A 22,300-nucleotide genomic window follows, 5' to 3' on the forward strand; every position below is an offset into this window, starting at 1 on the left:
TTTGAGATGATAAAGAATAAGATGCAGAACAGGCTCAATCGATGTATTTCCTGAACCACAGTTCCAGGTGAATCCATTTCCACAATTCTTTAGCAAGGTTTTTTTCTCTATTCAAATGTTCCTTAAACATTTGCTGAGTCCTATTCACATTAAAAATATTCCGTGATTTAAAACTATCGCTCTTCAGTATATCCCAAATTTTTTCTTCCCATTCTTTTGACCTGAACCATTCATCTTGAGGTGTGGAGTACCCTTCTTTGTCGACACGCATTCTTATTTCTTCTGGAACAACACCTTTCATTGATTCCCGAAGTAAATTTTTAGTCATTCCATTTTTTATTATTTCCTTTGAATTTGTCGCTAGAGTTCTTTCTACCAAACGGTAATCTAGAAAAGGTACTCTTGCTTCTAAGGAAAAATGCATAGAGTTACGATCTTCCCACTTTAATAAATGTTCTAGCTTGTACTCAAAATGATTCACCAAGGCCTCTTGTAGACTATTAGAAGCGTATAAATAATCTGAGATTATATTTGTCTTATTATGTCTCTTCGCAAATTCTGAGGTGATGTAGCCAAGTTCACTAACTTTTAATTTTGTACGTGTCGTTTTTGGTAATAAAAAGAATAAAAAAGTTTTTAGACCGAAAGTACTTTTATGTATCTTTAAATAAGAATAAATCTCTCTGTTTAAAGAGGTGAATTTGCCCTGTTTAAGTAAATCCTTAAAATAAAAGCCGAAGAAATAATGATATCCTGCAAGTTGTTCATCTGCTCCTTGTCCATCTAAAGTAACGACCACATTTTTAGAAGCTAGTTCCATGATCTTATATTGAGCGTATGGCGAAGTTGTTGGAACGGGCTCCGCATGACAGCTAATGAACTCATCTAAATCATCTAAGAGAGATTCTGCAGATGGAGTTGTATAATGTCTACGCCCGGGTTTATCGTCATAAAGCTTCATGAATTTTGATTCATCACCAGAAAAAGATTTATCATAGACGGCTGAAAAAGTATTCAAATCATTTTTTTTAAAAGTGTCTATGACAACTGAAGTAATTGCGGAGGAGTCCAATCCGCCACTAAAGCTAACACCCACTGGTACGTCGCTCCTTAATCGCAGGTCTATAGCCGACTCAAAGGCTTGTTTATAGTCATCAGGAGAGCAAAAGGGCCTGGCATTTTTCACCCTGCTGTTTATGTTATACCATTTATTGATATAGATAGACAAGTTGCGCTTCTTTTTCTTCAAATCAAGTTTTATAGAATGACCGTGCATCAATTTGTTTACTTCCGAAAAAAAAGTTTTTTCAGAATGTTCTGTTTTATTATACACCAGAAAGTCGAATACTACATCATAATTAGGAGTAGGTTTTTTTTTCAAAATTTCCAAAATAGGAGGAATTTCGGAAGCAAAAATTAAATTATTTTCTGTAAGGCTGTAGTAAAAAGGCTTAATTCCGAACCTGTCGCGTGCGAAGAAAATAGTTTCTTCAAAAGTGTCGTAGATTGCAAAAGCCCACATCCCGTTCAACCTATGCAGTACACTTTCTCCCCAATGCAGGTATGCATTGAACAGTACTTCGGTATCTGTTTCTGTTTTAAAAAAATAACCTTCCTTTTTTAGTTCATCCTTTAATTCTATATAATTAAAGATTTCTCCATTAAAAACCATAATAAATCTTCCGTCTGTACTTTTAAAAGGTTGATGTCCTGCAGGGGAAAGGTCAATGATGCTTAGTCGAACAAATCCCAAGCCCACATTATTATTTATAAATGTACCTTCGTCATCAGGACCTCGGTGTTTCATAACCGCCATCATTCCTTTAATGTCGCTTTCTTTTACAATTTTATTTTTATCAATATTTATTACACCGCAAATTCCGCACATGGATTCTTATATATTATGGTAAATTTTTATAATTTTTTCTGCAACCGATTGTGAATCTAATTTCAGATCCAAAATTCGTTTTCTTCCTTGAGTACGGCCTTTAATTTTAGAAAAGAGAAGGGCTGCTTTAATTTTTTCGGAATACTCTTTGGGGTCAAAAGAGCTAATAAAACAACCTTCTGTATCCTGCATAACCCAATTAACGTCTCCCACTTTGGTTGAGACTATTGGACAATTACAGGCCATGGCTTCTTTTATTACATTTGGAGATCCTTCATGGAAGGAGGAAAGAAGAAGGACATCAGCAGCATTATAAAGCTTTACAAGTTTGTCCTGAGATATTCCCACTAGGGGGATAATTTCAATCTTGTTATTCTCGAGCAAGGAAATTGATTTTCTAGCCAAATCGAAATTCTTTTCTGGGCGAGAAGGATCTGAAGCAAATAGAAGTACCTTTTTGTCGTGAGAAATTTCAAGTTCTTGTCTTGCTGAGAATTTATCCAGAGGCCTGAAACATTTCAGATCTACTCCATTGGGTATTATGACTGTTTTCTCTGGTCTTTTGATCTTCAAAAACATTTCTTCCGATTTCACGATACACTGGTCATAGAATGTTCCCGCCAGAAAGGAATTTAGAAGAGATAAATAACGGCTAATGACGGTCACCTTTCCACTTGAAGAATTGGAGCCACAAATATCATCACCCATAAAAGATATTACTACTTTTTCCTTTCGCACAGACAAAAGAGCAATAATACCAGTTAGTCCGTAATGTGCATGGACCACATCATACTCTGATGTTTTCAAGGAACGTCGTACAGCAAACATATTTTTCATATATCCCTTTAAGCCTTTCCCCCTTATGGAAAAATAGACAATTTCAGGACCTAATTTAGATATTGATTCTCCCTGGCGAAGAAAAATGGGAGAAATTCCCTTATCGGAATTTCCACTACTTAAAAAAAGAATTCTCATTTACCAGTTTTGGAAACTTCATTTATAATATTCCGGAACTTTCCATTCTTCGAATTTTCAATTTTTACAACTTGAAGGATCTCGACATTGCTGAAAAACCTCTTCAGTGCTATCCTCAACTGTTTTTCTTTATGATCCTCTAGATTTTTTTGACATTCCAACTTTAGAATTATCTGCCCAACCTTAGTCTGAATAACTTGAAATCGTTGTACTTTATCAGTGAAAATTCCTAGTTCATAAAAAATATCAGTAAAAAAAACAGCATGTACATGAACATCATTTTTCAGAACAATAGTGTCAGCAGTTCTACCTTCAATGGAATTTAACCTGGAATGGTTTATGCCGCAGCTACATTTTTTAGTCGATAAAGAAGAACGATCTCCATTCTCATAACGTATAACAGGCATCACGTAGTTGTCAAGATTAGTAATAACTAAATTTCCTGATTCTCCCTGAATGACATTGCTCCCATTATTTTGGATTTCAACTATACAATGTTCTTCAGTTATGTGCAACCCATCATGTGCCGAACACTCGTAAGCAATGCCATTAATCTCGCCACATCCATATTGATCAAAAATTGGAGCCTTAAAAATTTTTTGAAGAAATTCTCTGTTGTGAGGAAGCAGTGTTTCAGTTGTAGAGGAAAGAACTTCAGGCTTAAGCGTGTTTAGGTTATTTTTCTCAATAAAATGAGCAAATTCAATAAGAGAAGAGAGATAACCTTTTAATATAGAAGGTTGAAAACGAGAGATTTCGTCATAGGTTTTCTTCCAATTCTTTTCGTTATTGTCAAAGGTATTCACTGTTTTTTCATTCAGGAGGAAATTTGTTGCCTTGTCTTTAAATTTTGATTTTGTTGATTGCGATAAAACGGTTTTTGCACCCCATAAAGTAGATTTTTTATCATAATAATTAATTCCCATCCATTCAAACCAGCGATAATATGAGGCCCACGTGAAGGATCTATCAGTAACATCCTTATATATCAGCAAAGGAGACCCAGTTGTTCCACCAGTTTTTCCTTTTTTTATCTTTCCTAGAGAGCTATGATTCTTTACCAGTAGCCGGTGATTTTCTCTCCTCGCTATTTCCTTTGTCAGAACTGGAATTTTATAAAGATCATCTTGCGTTTTAATGTCAGATGGACTTAATTTAAGCTCATTAAAAGTATCACGATAAAAAGGAACATTCTTATAAGCATGGTTCACCAGAGATTTCAATTTTTCATTCTGATAGTTTCTTATCCTGTCCTGATCCCAAGATTGACTATCCCTCAAAAAATTTAAAGTTTCTAATATTTTTGTTCCTTTTACTTTATCCTGTAAAGGGTAACCTACGGTTTTGGACAATGTTTTTCTCATGAGTTTATATCCAGTTATAAAGAGCACTACTTCACGTTTTACACATAACTTAGGCTAGGGAAAGTTTTGATTTAAATGGTTTGCAGCAGTACGAGAAACTTCGTGAAAAGATAGTTGAAATAATTCCTTCCATCTGGGATAGTCAAAATGGGATATCAAGAGAAAATTACAGAAATGTATTCATTGGTTATCTTCCGCATATCAAAATCTGAAGATCGTTCTATTAATTTTGAGATATTATGGTTCTTAGACAAATTCCTTTTTATACAAGCAACGAGGTCCTCAATATTATCAGGCTCAAAAAGGCTTCCGTACTTTCCATTCTGAATAATATTTACAGGTCCTGAGTCCTTATAGTCTCCAACTATTACGGGGATTCCTAAAGTTAAAGCTTCCGCTACAACCATTCCAAATCCCTCTCTCCTTGAAGCGAGAATAAACAAATCAGCATCTCTTAAAATTGGGTATGGATTAGGTATATATCCAGTGAAAGTCACATGAGGAGTTATTTTTAATTCGCCAACAAGGTTCTTTAAATGCTCTTCTTCGGAACCGCTACCAACAATGATTAGTTGGGTTGTTTGATCTTCCTTAATAACATGATGGAAGGCTCTTATTACAAGATCCATTTTCTTATAAGGAATTAATCGTCCAATACTGACTATCGTTTTTTCTTTAAAATTTGTGATTGGAAATTCCTTTAAATTAGCTTTTTCTCTAATTCTATCTAAGTCTAAGGGATTATTAATTTGAAAAACATTTTGTTTTTCTTTAGGAATTATGCCGGACCGAATTAAATCCTTTTTTGTAGCTTCTGAGTTAACAATAACTTTGTACGCTTTATTATAGCTGATTCTATAAAGAAATCTATAGAGTTTTTTTTGAAACCAATTATGGTTTTCAAATGCAAAATTAAAATTACTGCCAGCTTCTCTCACTATATGATTTGTTTTTTTGAAACTCAATAAATTTGCAAAATATGCGAATATTGCTGCTACTCTTTGAGTTGTAAACAAGACGGAATAGTGTTGATTTCTTAATTCCTTTATAAGACCGATGAAAGCTTTCCAGTAATTTCCATTGTATTTTTTTATTTTAACTCCACTGTTTAATTCTTCAAACATGGTCCCTTCTTTTACCGACAGAATTGTTACTTTGATTCCCATTTGTACCATTTGATTTGCTAGGTTAGTTATAACCCATTCTGCACCTCCTCCTTTGTTATAATGAAAGAGGAAAAATAATAGTGGTTGAGAACTACGCATAAAGATGTTTTTGAAGATTTGTTGAGTACCTCATATTTGAAAGGCCAAAACATATACATAACGGAACTAAACCAAAATCCGAAAATATCCCTCCATGAGTTAAAAGAGCCAGTAATAGAATGGAGCTAAAAGCTACGGTAAAGAAATTTTCTTCATTGATATCTCTCTTTAAAAGCCATAAAAGCCTAACAAAAAGCCATAATATAATTATGGAGCCAAATACCCCGAAATACATTAATAATGTTAAGTATCCAGAGTCAATGGAATAAAAGCCGCTGATTCTTTGGTCCTCTTCATCATTGCTTTTTATTCCCAGTTTTTGCCCATAAGGAGAAGAATGGTGAATAAAACCCCAACCAAGAATAGGCCTTTCTTGTAATCGTGGTATAATAGATAAACGATCTCGTTTTTGCCTCCCCTGAAGAGTGCTCCCTTCTTCTTTTTCAAGATCCAAAAATATAGTCGTGAATTTGACTGAGATTTGCTGTCCAAGTAATGCTTGATCAGCAGCAAACAACAAAGGTAAAAATAATAACAGTACTAGGGTTTTGCCAGTTTTTCGATAGTCCCAGTACTTTAGGAGAAGAAAAACAAGTACTAAAATAGTGCCTAAAAAATAAGATCTGAAACCTTGTAACGCGCTTCCAAAGAAGAAAAGAATGAAAAAAAATAAATAAATTTTCTTATATCTTTTATTCAGGAGTTGCCAAGATATTATTAATAATCCCAGGTGAGGGAACAGCATGCTTTTTGACAAGAAGTGATTTCGCTGCATGCCATATTTCGTACCTTCTTTTGCTCTTACATGTTCAAAGATTCCTGATATTAGTTCTGGATCAAATGCGTTAAGCAGTATTTGGATAGATGTTATGGAAGCGATAAAAAAAACAAGCTTCTTATAATACCTTAGGTTGTTCTTTTTCCAGACATCATATGAAATTAAAAAGGCCAAGGGCAGTATGAGAAAATCTCTACCTACTTTAATAGAATCTAGAATGGAAATTTCTCCCCTCAACGGCATTGTCAAAAATATCACAATAATCACTGCATAGATGAAAGTCAAAAAGCGTAGAGGTTTTTTTAAGACGATTTTTCTCATTTGGTGAAAATTCAGGAAATAATGTAAAAACATTATATTTAAGAATATCAGGAAAAAGTCTAAACTGTTTACCCCTAAAAATATACGATCTGTACCAAAATTGAATAACCCAAAAAAACCTGTTGAGAGTATTATAAATGACGTATTGATCTTTTTCAACATTTTTTGTTAGCTCTTTAATTCCCTCTGAAGGTGTAAATAATAGAATAGTGAGACAATCGTTGTAGAAGATGCTAATCCGTAAATTACTCCATTGAGTTCCTGAAAAAATAAGAATATTGGAACGAGAATAGTAATAGTAGTAATCTGGAACAGTGAGCCGAGAAAAAATGTCCTGTCCTTTTCAAAATTGTTCATATATCCCACGAGAATCATATAAATTGGCCAAATTGGAACTAAGTAAATGCTAAAGGTTCTAATAAGATTCTGGGAAGAGGAAAATTCGCTGCCAAACAATAACTTGAGAAAGAGGGGCCCAATAAAATATAGAAATAATCCCCCTAAGATTCCGCTGATGAAATATCCAATAACTAACTTGTTGAAAAGTTTTAATTTCTTCGAAGAATTTTTTTCAGTTTTCGACTCAACAATCCACGGAGAAAATACCAGATTCATTGACTGTAGCATCAAGCTGCTAACCATAAAAACCTTAAAGGTAGCTGAATAAATTCCAAGATCCTCTGTGCTAAGGAAAAAAGGTATAACCAAAATAGGAAAGGAGTTTTGGAAAAAAGTTCCCTTTGCTCCTAAACCCAGAAAAAAGTTATCTTTAAATAATGGTATAGCTTTCTTTGATGGGAATGAAATTTCGAGAGTTTGTTCTTTTTTGAACAGTACTATAAGTATAAGACTTTCAAGAAGACGGTAAAAAATGTTTATGGTCATTAAAATCAAGAGATCATTTTCATTTTCAACAAAAACATAAACGAGCAGTAAGAATATAAACTGGCCTAAGAGGTGAATTGCGCTAGGGGTGAACGTGTCTTTTCTTCCATAAAAAAAGAAATCCAAGGTAATAGCAAGACCGAAATTAGTGAGAATGGCCATCAGTATATAAAGATTAAATAGACTGAAACCATAAATAACAGTGGTAAAAAAAATAATTATTATACCGCCTAATAGATAGAGTGTTAAACGTGATGATAAAATATCAGATGCAATTTGCGCCGATTTAGAAGGTAGTTTAGCAACATCACGAATACCTTTGGCTAAGAATCCCCAGTCAGCTGGAAGGAAACCATAATTGGCTACTGCAATAGCAAAAGAATAAACTCCATATTGTTCTGGCCCAAGTGCTCTTGAAATAATTGGAATTGTGAAAAAGGCAAGAAATCTTCCTATGGTCACCAACCCCAGACGACTGGTTAAATTAAACAATAGTCCCTTTGCTTTCATTGTTGCCATTGTATTTTTTAGAATTTCGGTTTAATTTTTGAAAAAATACTTTAGTCTTTAATCTCAACAATGGAATAAGAAACTTTTTTCAAGGGGCGACAAATAATTTTTTAAAATTATTTCTGCCAAAGCCTCTCCCAGTTCAAATCCGAAAAACATGGTCCTTGTGTTGCTTCTGAAAATTTGATATCGTTATGGTTGCCATTGTACTCCATCACCTGTACGTTTTCATCAATATCAATAATCATGTCCCACCCAATACATCGTACAAAAGGTTGGGTGCTGTGAAGATGCTTAGCAGTAGAAATTAAACTTTGGAATCGAGGTAATTGTAGTTCGGAAAACAATACATTAGTGTCAGGATGTTTTTCAATTGAACTCCAGTTATTAAGATAACCATACTTTTCAAATTTTCCACTTTTGACATTGACTGGTATCCGAATATGGGAATGTGATTGAACATGTGTTTCAAATTTTCTTCCAACTCTTAAGTAACAAGATCGTACTGATATTGAACCCGAGTCATCGACAACTGTTGTAACTCGCAGTGTTGCCACGGAAGAAGGCATTATCTCCTGAAAAAAAGGATGTTGAATAATTAACTTTTGGAAAACTCCATTTCCTAGCTTTTTTACCTTGTTAAGGTCAAAATTATTTTTGTTAAAAAAATATACACCCTTACCTTGTACGGAATTATCAATTTTATACACGGTATGGGTATTGTGCCGGAAAATTATTTTTTCTACAATTTCCTCTTTAATAACCTCATATTTATAATTAAACCACAGACCATTTATATGGAAAGCAATGTCAGGAAAATAAGAGCTGTTAAAGATTTTTTGTGTAAAAGATTTCATGTCAGAGATTTTACCTTGATCACCTTTTAGTGCTGGTACTACTATTTTACCGTAATAGTTATCTGGAATCCATCCATCTAAAAACTTTTCGTTTATTGCAGAATAAACGTAAAGCCAAGGGGCATAACCTCTCCATCCCAAAATTTCAGAAGCATAATCGTCAGCCAATTTAATAATTCTACGAGGCGTCTTACCTTTTTCCCCCTCAATATCTTTTAGAATTTTTTCTGCAATTCTTTTATGTTTGCGATGATAGTTATAGTTGTTCGTTTTATTAACTAAATTTTTTATCTGTGCTTTCATCGATTTAATAAGTATTCTGTGGGAATTGAGACGCAATACATTACCATGAAGAGGTAATAAAGATAATTTGGGTTAAGTTGTTGTAGATTCAAAAGGATGCTTTGATTGAGCTAATTTTATCAGGGGATGGTATTCTCCTTGGATAGGAGCAAGACCATCATTTCTTATGCCATGTACAATTTCTATAGATTGTTTAGCGTCCTGTAGATCAAAACCTTTTCCATTTAAAATATCCTTATAACTTTCAGTGTGAAGATCAGTAAATCCGTTACTGAATTCAATTTCTTCTCCTTCGACTTTAATTGATCGATAAGTTCTCTGTCCAATATTTTGAACTTCCGAAGGAATAGTGTTATAATTTATAGAGAGAAACCATCTGACTCTAGCTTGTTCAAATTCCAGATATCCCGCTGCCCTGTCGTGAGTATGTATATGTACCTTATTTTCTTTCACTTCTCCGAAAATCCAGCCTAACATATCGTAAAAATGAACTCCAATGTTAGTAGCAATTCCACCAGATTTATCCTTATCACCTTTCCAGGATGTATAGTACCAATGTCCTCTGGAAGTTAGATAAGTGAGATCAACATCATAAATCTTGTCCTTGGGACCTTTCTTCACTTTTTCTCTTAACGCTATTATGCTGGGGTGAAGACGCAACTGAAGAATAGAGAAAATTTGATTTCCGGTTTCTTTTTCTATTTCTGCAAGGGCATCAATGTTCCAAGGGTTTAGAACAAGAGGTTTTTCACAAATAGCATCTGCTCCTCTACGAAGAGCCATTCTTATATGAGAGTCATGGAGATAATTTGGGGTGCAGATACTCACGTAATCTAATTCTATGTTTCTTAGCCTGTGAAGTTTTTCAATATGTCGATCAAATCTTTCGAACTCCACAAAGAAATCCGCTTCTGGGAAGTAACTATCCATTACTCCCACGGAATCAAATTTGTCGAGTGCCGCTATTAAATTATTATTAGTGTCTTTAATAGCTTTTAAATGACGGGGTGCTATATAACCTGCAGCACCGATCAAAGCAAAATTTTTCATTGTATAGCGGTTTTTAGTTGATTTGAAATGAATTGTATTTCTTCTTCTGACAAATAGGGATTCATTGGCAGGCTTAGAATCTCCTCGGAAATTTTTTCTGCCAAAGGGAAATCCCCATCTTGATATTCAAAATATTTAAAACATTCCTGAAGGTGAAGTGGCCGTGGATAATGAATTGCGGTGGGAATGCCAGCTGCTTTTAATTTAGTCACTACTTCGGCCCTATTTTGCACTCGTACAGAATATTGAGCCCAAACAGATGAATTTTCTGCAGCAACTTTAGGAACCTTAACTGCGCCCTGTATTAATGAAGTGTATCCTTCAGCTACTCTTTGCCTGTTGATAATGTCTTTTTCATAATGGTTCATTTTCACATTAAGAACTGCAGCTTGAAGTGTATCCAGTCTACCTCCCATACCTATGTACTTATGAAAGTAGCGTTCGGTCTGCCCGTGGAGACGGAGACTCTTCATTTTCTCTGCAAATTTCTCGTCACTTGTAAAAACAGCCCCGCCATCTCCAAAACATCCTAATGGCTTTGCCGGGAAGAAACTCGTGCAGGCAAAGGTGCTCAGGTTGCAACTTCTTTTTGCTTTATAAGTTGCTCCAAAGCTTTGAGCAGCATCTTCAATCACAAATAAGTAATGCTTGGCAGCAATTTTATTTATTTGGTCCATATCCGCCACTTGTCCAAAAATGGAAACAGGAATAATTGCTTTTGTTCTAGAAGTGATCTTATCTTCTATTTTTGATGGATCGATATTATATGTATCCTCTTCTATATCAACAAAGACAGGTTTAGCTTTTAAAAATGCAATAGTTTCAGCAGTTGCTATGAAAGTGAAGGGAGTGGTTATAACTTCATCTCCGGGCTGAATATCAATTGCCATAAGAGCAAGTAAAAGAGCATCTGTTCCAGAGGAACAGGTTATGGCATGTTTAGCTCCTGTAAATCTTTCCAGCTTTTCCTCCAACTCTCTCACAGGCTCACCCATGATGTAATTGGCATTTTTTAGCACTTCTGCTATTGCGATATCAAGCTCTTCTTTGTGCTCTTCATAAGCCATAGGGAGATTGGCGAAATCTATTGAGGTGATTGTATTATTCATCAATTTTAATGACAGCGTTGTTTTTTATTTGATATTTTTCCTTTGTCTCCGGGCACTGAGCTATTCCTTGTTCATCGAATTGAAGCTTATGTCCATACTCGCTCACCCAGCCAATTTGTTTGGCAGGATTTCCAACTACAAGGGCGTAATCCGGAATGGTTTTAGTCACTACCGCACCGGCACCAATAAATGCATATTTTCCAATATCATTTCCACAGACAATAGTTGCATTTGCGCCTATCGACGCTCCTTTTTTAACTGTGGTCTTTGCATACTCTGCTTTTCGGTTAACCGCACTTCTCGGGTTTATAACATTAGTAAATACCATTGAAGGTCCTAGAAATACGTCATCCTCACAAATTACTCCCGTATAGATAGAGACATTGTTCTGAACTTTTACGTTTGTTCCGAGAATAACATCCGGAGAGATCACCACGTTTTGTCCAATATTACAGCGCTCCCCAATTTTACAATTCGGCATGAGGTGCGAAAAATGCCAAATTTTCACTCCTTTGGCAATTTCACAACCTTTGTCAATTACAGCGGTAGGATGTGCAAAAAAGTCTTCGCTCATATTTATAATTTATTATCAGCTTCTTCTAAAATTCCTTTCACGTCATAAACTACAGCACCTGTTTTTTTCAAGGGGGCAAGTTTCAATTGTAGGAATTCTTTATGTGCCACAGTCAAAACCACAGCATCAAATTTAGCCTCGGGTAAAATATTAGTGGTTGCAAGGTTGTATTCATTTTTCACTTCAGCAGGACTAGCTAAAGGATCATAAATAGTCACATTGGTTTCGTAGGATTGTAACTCCCTTATCAGATCTACAACTTTAGTGTTTCTTACATCGGGACAGTTTTCCTTAAAGGTGATCCCCAGTACCAGGATGTTGGCACCTTTTACCTTCAAGTCATTTTGCAGCATCAATTTTATTACCTCTGAGGCTACATATTGCCCCATGGAGTCGTTCATGCGTCTTCCCGCCAGGATGATCTCCGGGTGGTAACCCAATTCCTGCGCTTTTTGTGCCAGGTAGTACGGATCTACTCCAATACAGTGTCCGCCAACCAGTCCCGGTCTGAAAGGAAGGAAGTTCCATTTAGTACCTGCGGCTTCCAGAACATCATTAGTATTTATGCCCATTCTATTGAAGATCTTGGCCAGCTCGTTTACAAAAGCGATATTAATATCACGTTGGGAGTTTTCGATTACTTTGGCTGCTTCGGCTACTTTTATGGTGGGAGCAAGATGGGTTCCGGCGGTGATTACAGAAGCATATAGATCATCTACCCTTTTTCCTATTTCGGGAGTCGAACCTGAGGTTACTTTTAATATTTTCTCTACTGTATGCTCCTTATCTCCTGGGTTAATGCGCTCGGGAGAATAGCCCACGAAGAAATCTTCATTGAATTTGAGGTTACTAAATTCCTCCAGTACCGGAATGCACTCTTCCTCGGTTGCTCCGGGATATACCGTGGATTCATAGATCACAATGTCTCCTTTTTTCAGAACTCTACCAACACTCTCGCTTGATTTGTAAAGTGGAGTAAGGTCAGGGCGGTTGTTTTTGTCTACGGGAGTCGGTACGGTGATGATATAATAATTACAGTCCTGGATGTCGCCGAGGTCTCGGCTTATATATAAGCCTGTTGTGGGTTGTGAGTTGTCGGTTGTCGGTTTTGCCTCCTTAATGCTGCCATTCAACCTTGTTGGTTTTTCCCAGTGTCCGGCGATGGCAAGTTCTTCTACTTCCCTAGGAAGTTCAATAGGCAATGGATATTTTTTAAGCAATACTGCCTGTAAAACCTCATCTTCCACCTCTAAAGTGGAATCATGTCCTTTCTGTAGTTCGTCAACCCGCTTGGCATTAATATCAAATCCAATTACGGGATATTTTGTGGCAAACAATCTTGCTAAAGGAAGACCTACATAGCCGAGGCCTATTACGGCGATTTTAGGTGTTTCTGTATTCATGTTATATTGTGGTGCCTTGGGAGGTAGGGGCTGTAGGCAAGTTAAGGGTTATGAGTGATGCTGTACGTTGTCGGTTGTGAGTTGTCGGTTGCCTGTTAAAACAACCTGGAACTTTAAACTTTGAACCTTAAATGCCGCTTCGCGGCATGGCTCCGCCGCTCTGAGTCACAGTCTATTATGAGCTTCAGTTCGGTTAAAGGCGCTAAAAACCCGATGAATGGGAGTAATTCAGTACCGCGCTGCAAATGTATTTCTTAACTTTACTTTAAGACAAATTGTTAATGTTAAAACTTTAGAAGTTTTATCAACAAACCCATAAAATAGAGGTGTTTTACGGGAAACCGTAATTTGTGAGAAGGTGGAAATGTTAACTGAGATCGATTCCTGAGCTGTTTCTTTAACAATAAATTATAGATATAAATGGCAAGCCGATCTAAAAAGTCATGAAGGAATAGTAGTCTGAAGTGGGAAGTTTCCTATGTTACTAAATAGAAATTTAGAAGGTTAGGTGTAGATAAAAAGACTAATGAGGACAAGAAATGTGCTACCGGAGAAAAATTTACTCCAAAACTTCAGAAACCTTGATATTTACTACCAGCCCCAGATTTTTTAAAATCAGCCGGAGACGCTTTTTCCCTATCTGTAGAATCTTTGCCTGCTTTCCCTGAAAACTTCCCTTGGCAATAGTGAGTTGGTCACCGGGGGAGAGATGGCTGACTTCAATTTCTTCCACCCGCTCGTCTTCAAGCCAGGATTTAATAGTGTCAATCTCCACCTCTCTTATAACTGCGGGTTTGCCAAGCCAGAAGAGATATTGTACCACACCGGGAATGTCAAAAACTTTTGAGCGGTCCTTTTCCTCCAGGTGCACAAAAACATAGGATTTAAAAAGGGGAGAAATGACTTTCTTTTTCCTGTCACTCCATTGACGGACTTCCGTGACCTGGGGGCAATAGGCTTCTATTCCATTTTCCTCCAGTTCTTTAGCAACCTTTTTCTCCCACCGTGATTTTGTGTACAGGGCGTACCAGTTCATTTATCTCTCTAGTCTGTGATTTATTTACTCTGCGGTAGGGAAGCAAAGTTGTGAATGGAAGAGCATCTTCCTTAGAAGAACAAAAATAGGAAAAAATGGTTAATTAGCTATTTGGTGATTGGTTAATTGGTGATTGGTTAATCGGGGATTGGTTAATTGGGGAATGGTTAATTGGGGATTGGTTAATTGGGGAATGGTTAATTGGGGAATGGTTAATTAGGGATTGGTTAATTGGGGATTGGTTAATTGTATTAGTTTCCTAATCCCTAATCCCTAATCCCTAATCCAATCCCTAATCCTTATTCTCCTTGCTTTCTGAGGTATTTTATATAGTCGTTAATGAGTTTAATACTGGAGTCGGTTTGGAGTCTTATATTTTGCAGAATCTCATCCGAAATATAGTTCCACGCTCTTGCTTCCAACGCATGATCGAGGATCTCCGCTACCGAGCCCCGGGCGTTTAGTAAAAATTTGATGTTCTCTTTGTAATGATATCTACCCCAACCTTCTGCTATATTTGCCGTAGCTGATCTTGAAGCTCTTAATAATTGGCTGTATTATAATTCATAACGCTCCATCTTTGGCAGAGAAGGGAGTACCTGCTGTCTGATATAGACCTTCAGATCGTACACACCTGCCAACATTGAAGCTTCTCAAAATTTTCAGCCATTTCTTTTTAGTTAATTGGTTAATTGGTTAATTGTGATTGGTTAATCGGTTAATTAGTTAATTGGAGAATGGTTAATTAGAAAAGCGGAAAAAATAAATATTCTTTAAATTTCACTAATCACTAATCACTAATCACTAATCACTAATCACTAGTCACCAATCCCTAATCACCAATCCTTAATTAACTACTCACTACTCAATACTCACGTCAGTAAAAAACAATTCAAAACTCCCATCCTCACTCCGGTGCAAAGTAGCAACTTTGATTCCCCCTTGCTCCTCGTAATCTTCCCAGGTGGTGGCGAAAGGACGTTCCCTGCTGCCGCCGGATAAATAGACCCACTCTCTGATCATGTGATCATCTCCAAAGTAGATCTCGTACACATCTCCCGGAGTATAGCCGGCGCCGTCGGGATAGGTGACGGTGACGCTCTGCATTTGTTCGCCGCTGATAGGCGCTGTGGCTTCCTCAGAGTGCTCCCATTCCATTTCATCCCACACCAGGTGAAAGGGAAATAGGAACCAGTACTGATCGTTAATGAACCGCTGATCGGTTTTTTCGTGTTGCGCAGCTTCTGTCTCGTAGTTATAGGTGACGGTGCTGTCGGGTGTGGTTAAAGTAGCGGTTTTCTCCTGTGGTCGCCACGTCCAGGCCCTGCTGGTTCTGAGGGTGTCATTGACTCTGACGTTGAAAGTGTAGCGGAGCTCTTTGATGTCATCAAAGTTTTCTATGCCGTTTGCTTCGGCTATTTTTTGAATGATGGTTTGTTCTTGTTTCTGATTGTTGCAGGAAATCAGGAGCATAAATACAAGGAGGGGGAGGAGGAGATTTTTCATTTTGAATATTGGTTAGTACTTGTAAAGATAATGAAACTGTCAGTTGAATTTGAGGATTTGAAAATTTGCGACTTTGAAAAGGTGGGTAACTTCTGTTTCCCGCAGATTTCGCGGATCCTCGCAGAAAAAATTTGTCTTTAATTTCACACAAAGCTCACAAAGTTTAAATTTTAAGATCACAAAGAGATCCTGGAACTTTCTTGTTATCAGGAGCAATCTTGAATCTTGAATTTTGAACCCGGAATCCTTTCTCGCGAAGGGCGCAGAGGTTAAGCGCAAAGGCCGCAGAAGGGTCTCAAAAAAAAGTTAGAGGCTAACAGCAAAAGGCCAACAACCAATAGCTAAAAATAATGAGATCTCTCGTCGCATCCTCTTTCTGCCGAAAGAAAATGCTCTGTCGAGATGACAATTTTAGTGTTCAGTGCTCAGTATTCAGTGATCAGGTTGAAATAAGAAAAACATTAAACGGAAACGGTAAACCGAAAAAACTGGTAACCGGCAACGGGCAACTGTTTTTCTGAACTCATAACTCATAAAAACTTCGTACTTCTAAAGTCGTAATTCTAACTTCACAAGGCCTTCACACTCATTCCCCCATCTGCGACTATGGTTTGACCCGTAATGAAAGAGGATTTATCCATTGCTAAAAATGCGATTATAGAGGCGATTTCTTCGGGTTCGGCGATGCGGTGCAGCGGAGTGCGACGGAGGATCATCTCCTTACGCTTGTCGTCGTTTAGTACAGAATCTGTCAGCGGAGTGCGGGTGTACCAGGGAGAGACGGCGTTGACACGGATGTTGTCTCTTGCCCATTCTACCGCCAGACTGCGGGTTTGCTGCAGGAGTCCGGCTTTTGACATGGCATAGGGTGTTCCCGTGCCTACATCCTGAGTAGCGGCTGCCGAGGCTACATTGATGATCTTACCGTTACCCGATTTCTTCAGAAAAGGGTATAGTTCCCTTGCAAGAAGAAATGGGGACATGAGGTTCGTTTCAACAACCTGCCGGTATTCGTCCTCGGTAAAATCCATGGCTTTTTTGCGGATGTTCATTCCGGCATTATTCACCAGGATGGTTACTGCCTTCCAGTTATTTTCTGCCCAATTGATGATCTTTTGACGATCCTCTGCTATAGTTACATTTGCTACAATTCCTTTTACGGAATGTCCGGCAGCGGTGAATTCATCTTCTACCTTCAGAATATCATCTGCATTCCGGCCGGTATAAAGCACCTCTGCCCCGAGCTTGAGAAATTCCGATACCGTCGCCCGACCTATGCCCTTAGAGCCGCCGGTGATTATTGCTGTTTGTCCTTTTAAGTTCCACATGTTTTTAATGTATATTGAATATTGTATATTTGAGTCTAGAGCCAAGACTCGGTCTCACTTAAGCTTCCGCTGGCGCGGATTCCAATCCTTGACAAGGCTAATGGCCAACGTCTAATAGTTCAAATGGTGAGATCTCTCGTCACACTTCCTTTCTGACGAAAGAAAATGCTCTGTCGAGATGACAGAACCCGCAATACGTAACCCGCATCACTTTCTTACTCCATCACTCCATCACTCCATCACTCCGTCACTCCGTCACTCCATCACTCCGTCACTCCATCACTCCATCACTCCATCACTCCGTCACTCCGTCACTCCGTCACCACAATTAATCTTCAAAAGCCAACAGCTAACAGCTAACAGCCAACAGCTTATTTTAGAAATAACTGCCTACTAACTACTGCGCACTGCCTACTTCCTTCTACCTTCGTAAATCTACCTTCCCAAAATGGGAGAGACCGCCCCAAATACGGACAAGAAAATTAGAAGCCGCTTTAAAAAGGCAGATTCAGAAATTCTTCTCAGTACTTACCGGGGCGGCCTCTTATTCTGTGACCTGTAAAAACTTTACAGGCTCCTTCCTGTCAGTAATTTGTAAATGATCAGGATCACCGCGATCACGATCAGAATGTGAATGATACTTCCAAGGTCAGGAAAGGCGAAATAGCCGATCAACCAACCAATGATCAGTAAAACGATAATAAGCCATACTAAATCTCTCATAATTGATAGTTTTATGCAATCAAAAGATTGCTGGTTAGGTTTTATTGGTTAAAATACCTGCTCTGATCCAAGGATTCAGTTAGTTTCCTACAAAGCAATAAATAAATGTACGAAAGCTTCTTTAACAAAAATCTACTTTAACGGAGGTTTAACGGCGCCGCGTAGCGGCGATTCAGGATTCAGGATTCAAAATTCAAGATTAAAGCAGGTCTACTCCCTCCCCTCCGGAAAGCCTGCCCGCCGCGGAGGGGGGTGGGGAGAGGATGAGTTCTAATTGAATTTTGTACTCCATCACTTCATCACTCCATCACATCAAAAAGTTTAAATCCAAAGGCCAATAGCCAGTAGCTTTTTAATTGACAACCAAAAACCATAGACAAAAAACAATAAACGACAAACCCCTAAATCTCACTACTCAATACTAACTACTCAATACTATAAAAAATAGTAAATTCGTACCCAACATGCAGCAGAAGAAAAATATTGCCATAGTAGGCACGGGACTAGTGGGATCTCTCCTCGCCCTTCACCTGAGACAAAAAGGACATACAGTCACGGTCTTTGACCGGCGGCCCGATATTCGGACCGTGGAATTCTCCGGACGTTCCATTAACCTTGCAATGTCCAATCGAGGTTGGAAAGCTCTGCGAGAGGCCGGAGTAGAGGAGGAGGTGAGAAAACTTGCCATTCCTTTGTACCGTAGGGCAATGCACATAAATAGCAGTCCGGTATATTTTCAAAATTACGGAAAGGAAGGAGAGGCAATTTATTCAATTTCCCGCGGAGTGCTTAACCGTAAAATGATCGACCTGGCAGAGGCTGCCGGCGCCGAATTCAGGTTTGAAGAAAAAGTATGGGAAGTAGATCTGTCCGAGGCAAAACTCTATACCGGGGAATCTGAAAAAGGAAACTGGGAGGAGTACGATTACGATCTGATCTTTGGTGCCGACGGTGCTTTTTCCCGTGTGCGTCACAAAATGCAACGCCAAAGCAGGTTCAATTATTCCCAGCACTTTCTGGATGTCGGGTATAAAGAACTGCGCATCCCTGCGAATGAGGACGGCACTCATAAACTGGACAAGAATTCCTTCCACATCTGGCCCCGGGGAAAATTTATGTTGATCGCTATGCCCAACCTCGATGGGAGTTTTACCTGTACACTCTTCCTGCCGTTTGAAGGAGAAAATTCTTTTGAGACTATTACTACCGAAGCTGCTGCCGAGAATTTCTTTAGTGAATTTTTTCCCGATATTCAACATGAGATCTCGAATCTAACGCGTGATTTCTTTAAAAATCCAACCAGCGCCCTGGTGACGGTGAAATGTTATCCCTGGACCTATTACGACAAAATTGCCTTGGTAGGCGATGCAGCTCATGCTATAGTTCCTTTTTACGGACAGGGGATGAACGCCGGCTTCGAAGATATTTCTGAACTCAGCCGACTCGAAGAAGAATATGGAGATGACTGGGAGCAAATCTTTAAGCACTATCAGCAACTCCGGAAGCCAAATGCCGATGCTGTTGCCGAACTCAGTTACCGCAATTTCCTCGAGATGAGCAGTAAAACTGCCGACGAACAATTTTTGCTTCGGAAAAAAATAGAAAAACGTTTTGCTGAAAAACATCCTGAACAATGGATCCCCGTCTATTCCCGGGTAACTTTTTCTGAAGCCCCTTATGCTGAAGCTCTGAAATTAGGCGACCAACAAGCCGCGATCATGGATGAAGTGATGAAAATACCTGAAATAGAGGAGAAGTGGGATTCCCCGGAAGTGGAGCAGAAGATGCTGGAGTTGCTGGAAAAATAATTGAAAGTCTGTAGACGGTGGACGGTAGTTGTAAAAGCAATTGGCTTTTAGCTTTTAGCTGTTGGCTCATTTCTCTTAATTCTTTTCTTTCTGACCAATGATCACCGACCACTGAACACTATTTTGTCACCCTGACGCAGGAAGGGTCTCATCTGATTAAGCGGTGAAATCCGCACGGAGCAACAGGATGAGATTCCTCCTGTCGTCGGAATGACAAATCATCCATTGTCATCCAGAGCGGAGCTTTTGCGGAGCGAAGGATCTCTACATATAGCCCCCTTCAGGGGGTTGGGGGTAAAAGGAACAGTACTGCCTACTAACCACTGCTTACTGCCAACTTCTGGCCCAATGTCATCCAGAGCGGAGCTTTTGCGGAGCGAAGGATCTTTACATATAGCCCCCTTCAGGGGGTTGGGGGTAGAAGGTGGTATCACTATCATATGACTAAACAAATAATCTGATGGATATGTTTCGCCCCTACAGGGCTCTTGTCAGGTGGTTCTTTAAACCCGGGGTTAAAACCCCGGGCTCTTAATATTGCGCCCCGCTGGGGCTTAAATATGCTGTCCCACTTCTGAAAATCTAAATCAAAAAAAGTTACCTGAAGTCATACTGCAGGGTAGTCCCACTGTTCAGCGGGGGAGGTACTGCGCACTGCCCACTTCACTTCCTGACCACTGCCCACCGCCCACTGACCACTATTTTCAGAGATTCCTCCTGCGTCGGAATGACAATTGTCCCGTTTTGTCACCCTGACGCAAGAAGGGTCGCATCTGGTGAGTGGTCCGAATCCTGGTATTCCTTAAACCTTAAACATTATTCCTTATGAGATGGGATTCCTCCTGCGTCGGAATGACAAAGTCGCTTTTTTGTGTTTTTTTTAGGGAACAGTATTTCTGTTTACTAACCACTGCGCACTGCTTACTTCCTGATCACTGACCACTGACCACTGACCACTAATTCAGAGATTCCTCCTGCCGTCGGAATGACATATAGCCCCCTTCAGGGGGTTGGGGGTAGAAGGGATTTTTCTGCCCACTGCCCACTGATCACTGATCACTGAACACTAAATATTCTCCTCTTCCACCGTATCAGGATCATAAGCGAGATGCAGGCTATGGTAGACTCTTTCCACATTTTGCTGGTTCTCCAGGAGAACTATTAGTGTGTCCTCCTCCTGAATTTCTGTAGCTCCGTTGGGAGTGAGGAATTTTCCGTTTCTGGAGATCATTGCAATAATGGCCGTACGTGGGAAATGCAGATCCACAATTCTTTTTCCGACCGAAAAATTATCAGGCGGAATGGTGATTTCCCTGATAAGAGATTTGGTGCCTTCAGAGAGAAAAGCGTCTACAGGGGAGACCTTTTTTGCCTTTTTTGGGAGGGCTACATGCAGCCATTTCGCTACTGTCGATAAGGTTGTTCCCTGAATAAGGACTGAGGTTAGCGATACAAAGAAAACTATATTAAAGATCATGTGAGCCTTCTCTATTCCGGCAAGGAGAGGATAAGTTGCAAATACAATTGGCACAGCGCCCCGCAGACCGACCCATGAGATGTACCAGCGGCGGCGCATCTTCATTTTAAAAAAAGAAAGGCTGAGAAAAACTCCAATCGGTCTGGCTATAAGGATCAGGAAACCTGAAATTAAAATTCCGAGGCCAACGTAAGGGACAATGTCACTCGGATATACCAGCAGCCCCAGGGTAAGGAAGAGAACGATCTGCATCAGCCAGGCTACCCCGTCAAAAAATCGCATTATTGTTCGCTTGTGGATTAGATCCTGATTTCCGAGGTAGACACCGGCGAGATAAACAGCCAGAAATCCATTTCCGCCAAGGCTGTCTGTAGCAGAAAAAACCAGGAACATCAAAGCGATTGCGAGTACCGGGTAAAGTCCCTCGAAATCCAGGGTGATACGATTAATGATCATTTTGCTCACTTTTCCGAAGAGAAATCCGAGAGCTGCACCGATAAGGATCTGTTGTAAAAACAGCGGAACAATGGAAAGCAGGCTCTGGTCCTGGTTTACTACCAGCCCAAGAAAGGCGATGGTCAGGAAATAAGCCATGGGATCATTACTACCGCTTTCCAGCTCGAGGGTGGGTCTAAGGTTTGCTTTCAGCGCCATACTCTTTGCCCGGAGAATGGAAAATACTGCAGCGGCATCTGTAGAAGACACGATTGCACCCAGTAACAATCCCTCATAAATGGTAAAATCTGTAATAGCCCAAACGAAGGTGCCTAGGGAAAGGGCAGTGAAAAGGACGCCAAGTGTGGAAAGGGAGATCCCGTGCCACAAAATGGGTTTTATGCTGCGCCAGTTGGTATCCAGTCCCCCCGAAAATAAGATGAAATTAAGGGACACAATTCCTATGAATTGCGCGAGCTGGGGATCGTCAAATTCGATCCTTCCAAGTCCCTCAGAACCGGCTAGCATTCCCACCGTTAAGAATAAGATAAGCGTAGGTACACCGAATTTATAGGAAGTTTTCCCGGCAAGGATACTTATGAGAAGTAAAAGGGAGCCAATAAGCAATACATTCTCTGTAGTAATATCCATGGGTCTCAGCGCCGGTTTTCAGGTTGCAAAGAAAGTATTTTTTGCGCTTTTTGG

19 protein-coding genes are annotated in these 22,300 nt (G+C 39.2%); 2 read left to right on the forward strand and 17 right to left on the reverse strand.

The genetic code is table 11. From position 1 onward, the window contains the following. Nucleotides 1–34: 34 nt before the first annotated feature. The 12 genes from asnB to G564_RS0115055 all read right to left on the reverse strand — a co-directional run bounded on the left by asnB (nt 35) and on the right by G564_RS0115055 (nt 14,318). Complete coding sequence (asnB, locus tag G564_RS0115000) at nt 35–1,888, reverse strand: asparagine synthase (glutamine-hydrolyzing) (RefSeq protein ID WP_029038374.1); 1,854 nt, start codon at nt 1,886–1,888, stop codon at nt 35–37. A gap of 6 nt (nt 1,889–1,894) precedes the next feature. Beyond that, complete coding sequence (locus tag G564_RS0115005) at nt 1,895–2,863, reverse strand: glycosyltransferase family 4 protein (RefSeq protein WP_029038375.1); 969 nt, start codon at nt 2,861–2,863, stop codon at nt 1,895–1,897. Then, a complete protein-coding gene (locus G564_RS0115010) occupies nt 2,860–4,227 on the reverse strand; it encodes a phenylacetate--CoA ligase family protein (RefSeq protein ID WP_029038376.1) in 1,368 nt (455 codons plus the stop codon). The genes G564_RS0115005 and G564_RS0115010 overlap by 4 nt, the downstream gene beginning before the upstream one ends. A gap of 155 nt (nt 4,228–4,382) precedes the next feature. Next, nucleotides 4,383–5,492 (reverse strand): glycosyltransferase, encoded by a 1,110-nt coding sequence (locus G564_RS0115015; protein ID WP_029038377.1) that lies wholly within the window; start codon nt 5,490–5,492, stop codon nt 4,383–4,385. Then, on the reverse strand, nt 5,485–6,591 hold the full coding sequence (locus tag G564_RS0115020; RefSeq protein WP_169578139.1) for an O-antigen ligase family protein: 1,107 nt from the start codon (nt 6,589–6,591) through the stop codon (nt 5,485–5,487). The genes G564_RS0115015 and G564_RS0115020 overlap by 8 nt, the downstream gene beginning before the upstream one ends. Nucleotides 6,592–6,759: 168 nt before the next feature. Then, nucleotides 6,760–7,995 (reverse strand): lipopolysaccharide biosynthesis protein, encoded by a 1,236-nt coding sequence (locus G564_RS0115025; protein ID WP_029038379.1) that lies wholly within the window; start codon nt 7,993–7,995, stop codon nt 6,760–6,762. A 107-nt stretch (nt 7,996–8,102) separates the two neighbouring features. Further along, entirely contained in the window at nt 8,103–9,146 is a 1,044-nt protein-coding gene (locus tag G564_RS0115030) for a sugar-transfer associated ATP-grasp domain-containing protein (protein ID WP_084625656.1), read from the reverse strand. A 72-nt stretch (nt 9,147–9,218) separates the two neighbouring features. After that, nucleotides 9,219–10,196 carry a Gfo/Idh/MocA family protein gene (locus G564_RS0115035; protein ID WP_029038381.1) on the reverse strand — a complete coding sequence of 326 codons (978 nt, stop codon included), beginning with the start codon at nt 10,194–10,196 and terminating at the stop codon, nt 9,219–9,221. Further along, nucleotides 10,193–11,305: a DegT/DnrJ/EryC1/StrS family aminotransferase gene (locus G564_RS0115040; protein WP_037374113.1), complete on the reverse strand. Its 1,113-nt coding sequence runs from the start codon at nt 11,303–11,305 to the stop codon at nt 10,193–10,195. Before G564_RS0115040 ends, G564_RS0115035 begins: the two co-directional genes overlap by 4 nt. Then, entirely contained in the window at nt 11,298–11,879 is a 582-nt protein-coding gene (locus G564_RS0115045) for an acyltransferase (protein WP_037374115.1), read from the reverse strand. The genes G564_RS0115040 and G564_RS0115045 overlap by 8 nt, the downstream gene beginning before the upstream one ends. A gap of 2 nt (nt 11,880–11,881) precedes the next feature. Further along, nucleotides 11,882–13,282: a nucleotide sugar dehydrogenase gene (locus tag G564_RS0115050; RefSeq protein WP_029038384.1), complete on the reverse strand. Its 1,401-nt coding sequence runs from the start codon at nt 13,280–13,282 to the stop codon at nt 11,882–11,884. Between the two features lie 559 nt (nt 13,283–13,841). Then, nucleotides 13,842–14,318 carry a UpxY family transcription antiterminator gene (locus tag G564_RS0115055; RefSeq protein ID WP_029038385.1) on the reverse strand — a complete coding sequence of 159 codons (477 nt, stop codon included), beginning with the start codon at nt 14,316–14,318 and terminating at the stop codon, nt 13,842–13,844. A 148-nt stretch (nt 14,319–14,466) separates the two neighbouring features. Here G564_RS0115055 and G564_RS20915 point away from each other — a divergent pair, with 148 nt between their 5' ends. Next, nucleotides 14,467–14,538 carry a hypothetical protein gene (locus G564_RS20915; protein WP_394330248.1) on the forward strand — a complete coding sequence of 24 codons (72 nt, stop codon included), beginning with the start codon at nt 14,467–14,469 and terminating at the stop codon, nt 14,536–14,538. Nucleotides 14,539–14,617: 79 nt separating this feature from the next. Here the strand turns inward: G564_RS20915 and G564_RS20740 are convergent, their stop codons facing one another. The 4 genes from G564_RS20740 to G564_RS20375 form a co-directional block, all read right to left on the reverse strand. Continuing rightward, entirely contained in the window at nt 14,618–14,833 is a 216-nt protein-coding gene (locus G564_RS20740) for a four helix bundle protein (protein WP_245583704.1), read from the reverse strand. 346 nt (nt 14,834–15,179) lie between these two features. Then, on the reverse strand, nt 15,180–15,824 hold the full coding sequence (locus G564_RS0115060; protein WP_029038386.1) for a hypothetical protein: 645 nt from the start codon (nt 15,822–15,824) through the stop codon (nt 15,180–15,182). Between the two features lie 569 nt (nt 15,825–16,393). Continuing rightward, entirely contained in the window at nt 16,394–17,152 is a 759-nt protein-coding gene (locus G564_RS0115070) for an SDR family oxidoreductase (RefSeq protein ID WP_029038388.1), read from the reverse strand. 567 nt (nt 17,153–17,719) lie between these two features. Beyond that, the gene (locus G564_RS20375) at nt 17,720–17,875 is read right to left on the reverse strand and encodes a lmo0937 family membrane protein (protein WP_029038389.1); all 156 of its coding nucleotides are present in this window, start codon (nt 17,873–17,875) and stop codon (nt 17,720–17,722) included. 464 nt (nt 17,876–18,339) lie between these two features. On the opposite strand from G564_RS20375, the gene G564_RS0115090 reads away from it, so the two are divergent. Beyond that, entirely contained in the window at nt 18,340–19,683 is a 1,344-nt protein-coding gene (locus tag G564_RS0115090; protein ID WP_029038390.1) for an FAD-dependent oxidoreductase, read from the forward strand. Nucleotides 19,684–20,749: 1,066 nt separating this feature from the next. Here the strand turns inward: G564_RS0115090 and G564_RS0115100 are convergent. After that, nucleotides 20,750–22,246 carry a potassium/proton antiporter gene (locus G564_RS0115100; protein ID WP_029038392.1) on the reverse strand — a complete coding sequence of 499 codons (1,497 nt, stop codon included), beginning with the start codon at nt 22,244–22,246 and terminating at the stop codon, nt 20,750–20,752. Between the last annotated feature and the right edge of the window lie 54 nt (nt 22,247–22,300).

The organism is Salinimicrobium xinjiangense DSM 19287, assembly GCF_000423585.1.
GTDB lineage: Bacteria > Bacteroidota > Bacteroidia > Flavobacteriales > Flavobacteriaceae > Salinimicrobium > Salinimicrobium xinjiangense.

Bases quoted from the DNA above. Each gene is read 5' to 3' on its own strand.
- G564_RS0115040 (WP_037374113.1), bottom strand. From the start codon at position 11,305: ATGAATAATACAATCACCTCAATAGATTTCGCCAATCTCCCTATGGCT.
- G564_RS0115050 (WP_029038384.1), bottom strand. From the start codon at position 13,282: ATGAATACAGAAACACCTAAAATCGCCGTAATAGGCCTCGGCTATGTA.
- G564_RS0115090 (WP_029038390.1), top strand. From the start codon at position 18,340: ATGCAGCAGAAGAAAAATATTGCCATAGTAGGCACGGGACTAGTGGGA.
- G564_RS0115100 (WP_029038392.1), bottom strand. From the start codon at position 22,246: ATGGATATTACTACAGAGAATGTATTGCTTATTGGCTCCCTTTTACTT.
- G564_RS0115005 (WP_029038375.1), bottom strand. From the start codon at position 2,863: ATGAGAATTCTTTTTTTAAGTAGTGGAAATTCCGATAAGGGAATTTCT.
- G564_RS0115030 (WP_084625656.1), bottom strand. From the start codon at position 9,146: ATGAAAGCACAGATAAAAAATTTAGTTAATAAAACGAACAACTATAAC.
- G564_RS0115070 (WP_029038388.1), bottom strand. From the start codon at position 17,152: ATGTGGAACTTAAAAGGACAAACAGCAATAATCACCGGCGGCTCTAAG.
- G564_RS20375 (WP_029038389.1), bottom strand. From the start codon at position 17,875: ATGAGAGATTTAGTATGGCTTATTATCGTTTTACTGATCATTGGTTGG.
- G564_RS0115010 (WP_029038376.1), bottom strand. From the start codon at position 4,227: ATGAGAAAAACATTGTCCAAAACCGTAGGTTACCCTTTACAGGATAAA.
- G564_RS0115015 (WP_029038377.1), bottom strand. From the start codon at position 5,492: ATGCGTAGTTCTCAACCACTATTATTTTTCCTCTTTCATTATAACAAA.
- G564_RS0115020 (WP_169578139.1), bottom strand. From the start codon at position 6,591: ATGAGAAAAATCGTCTTAAAAAAACCTCTACGCTTTTTGACTTTCATC.
- asnB (WP_029038374.1), bottom strand. From the start codon at position 1,888: ATGTGCGGAATTTGCGGTGTAATAAATATTGATAAAAATAAAATTGTA.
- G564_RS0115055 (WP_029038385.1), bottom strand. From the start codon at position 14,318: ATGAACTGGTACGCCCTGTACACAAAATCACGGTGGGAGAAAAAGGTT.
- G564_RS0115025 (WP_029038379.1), bottom strand. From the start codon at position 7,995: ATGGCAACAATGAAAGCAAAGGGACTATTGTTTAATTTAACCAGTCGT.
- G564_RS0115060 (WP_029038386.1), bottom strand. From the start codon at position 15,824: ATGAAAAATCTCCTCCTCCCCCTCCTTGTATTTATGCTCCTGATTTCC.
- G564_RS0115045 (WP_037374115.1), bottom strand. From the start codon at position 11,879: ATGAGCGAAGACTTTTTTGCACATCCTACCGCTGTAATTGACAAAGGT.
- G564_RS0115035 (WP_029038381.1), bottom strand. From the start codon at position 10,196: ATGAAAAATTTTGCTTTGATCGGTGCTGCAGGTTATATAGCACCCCGT.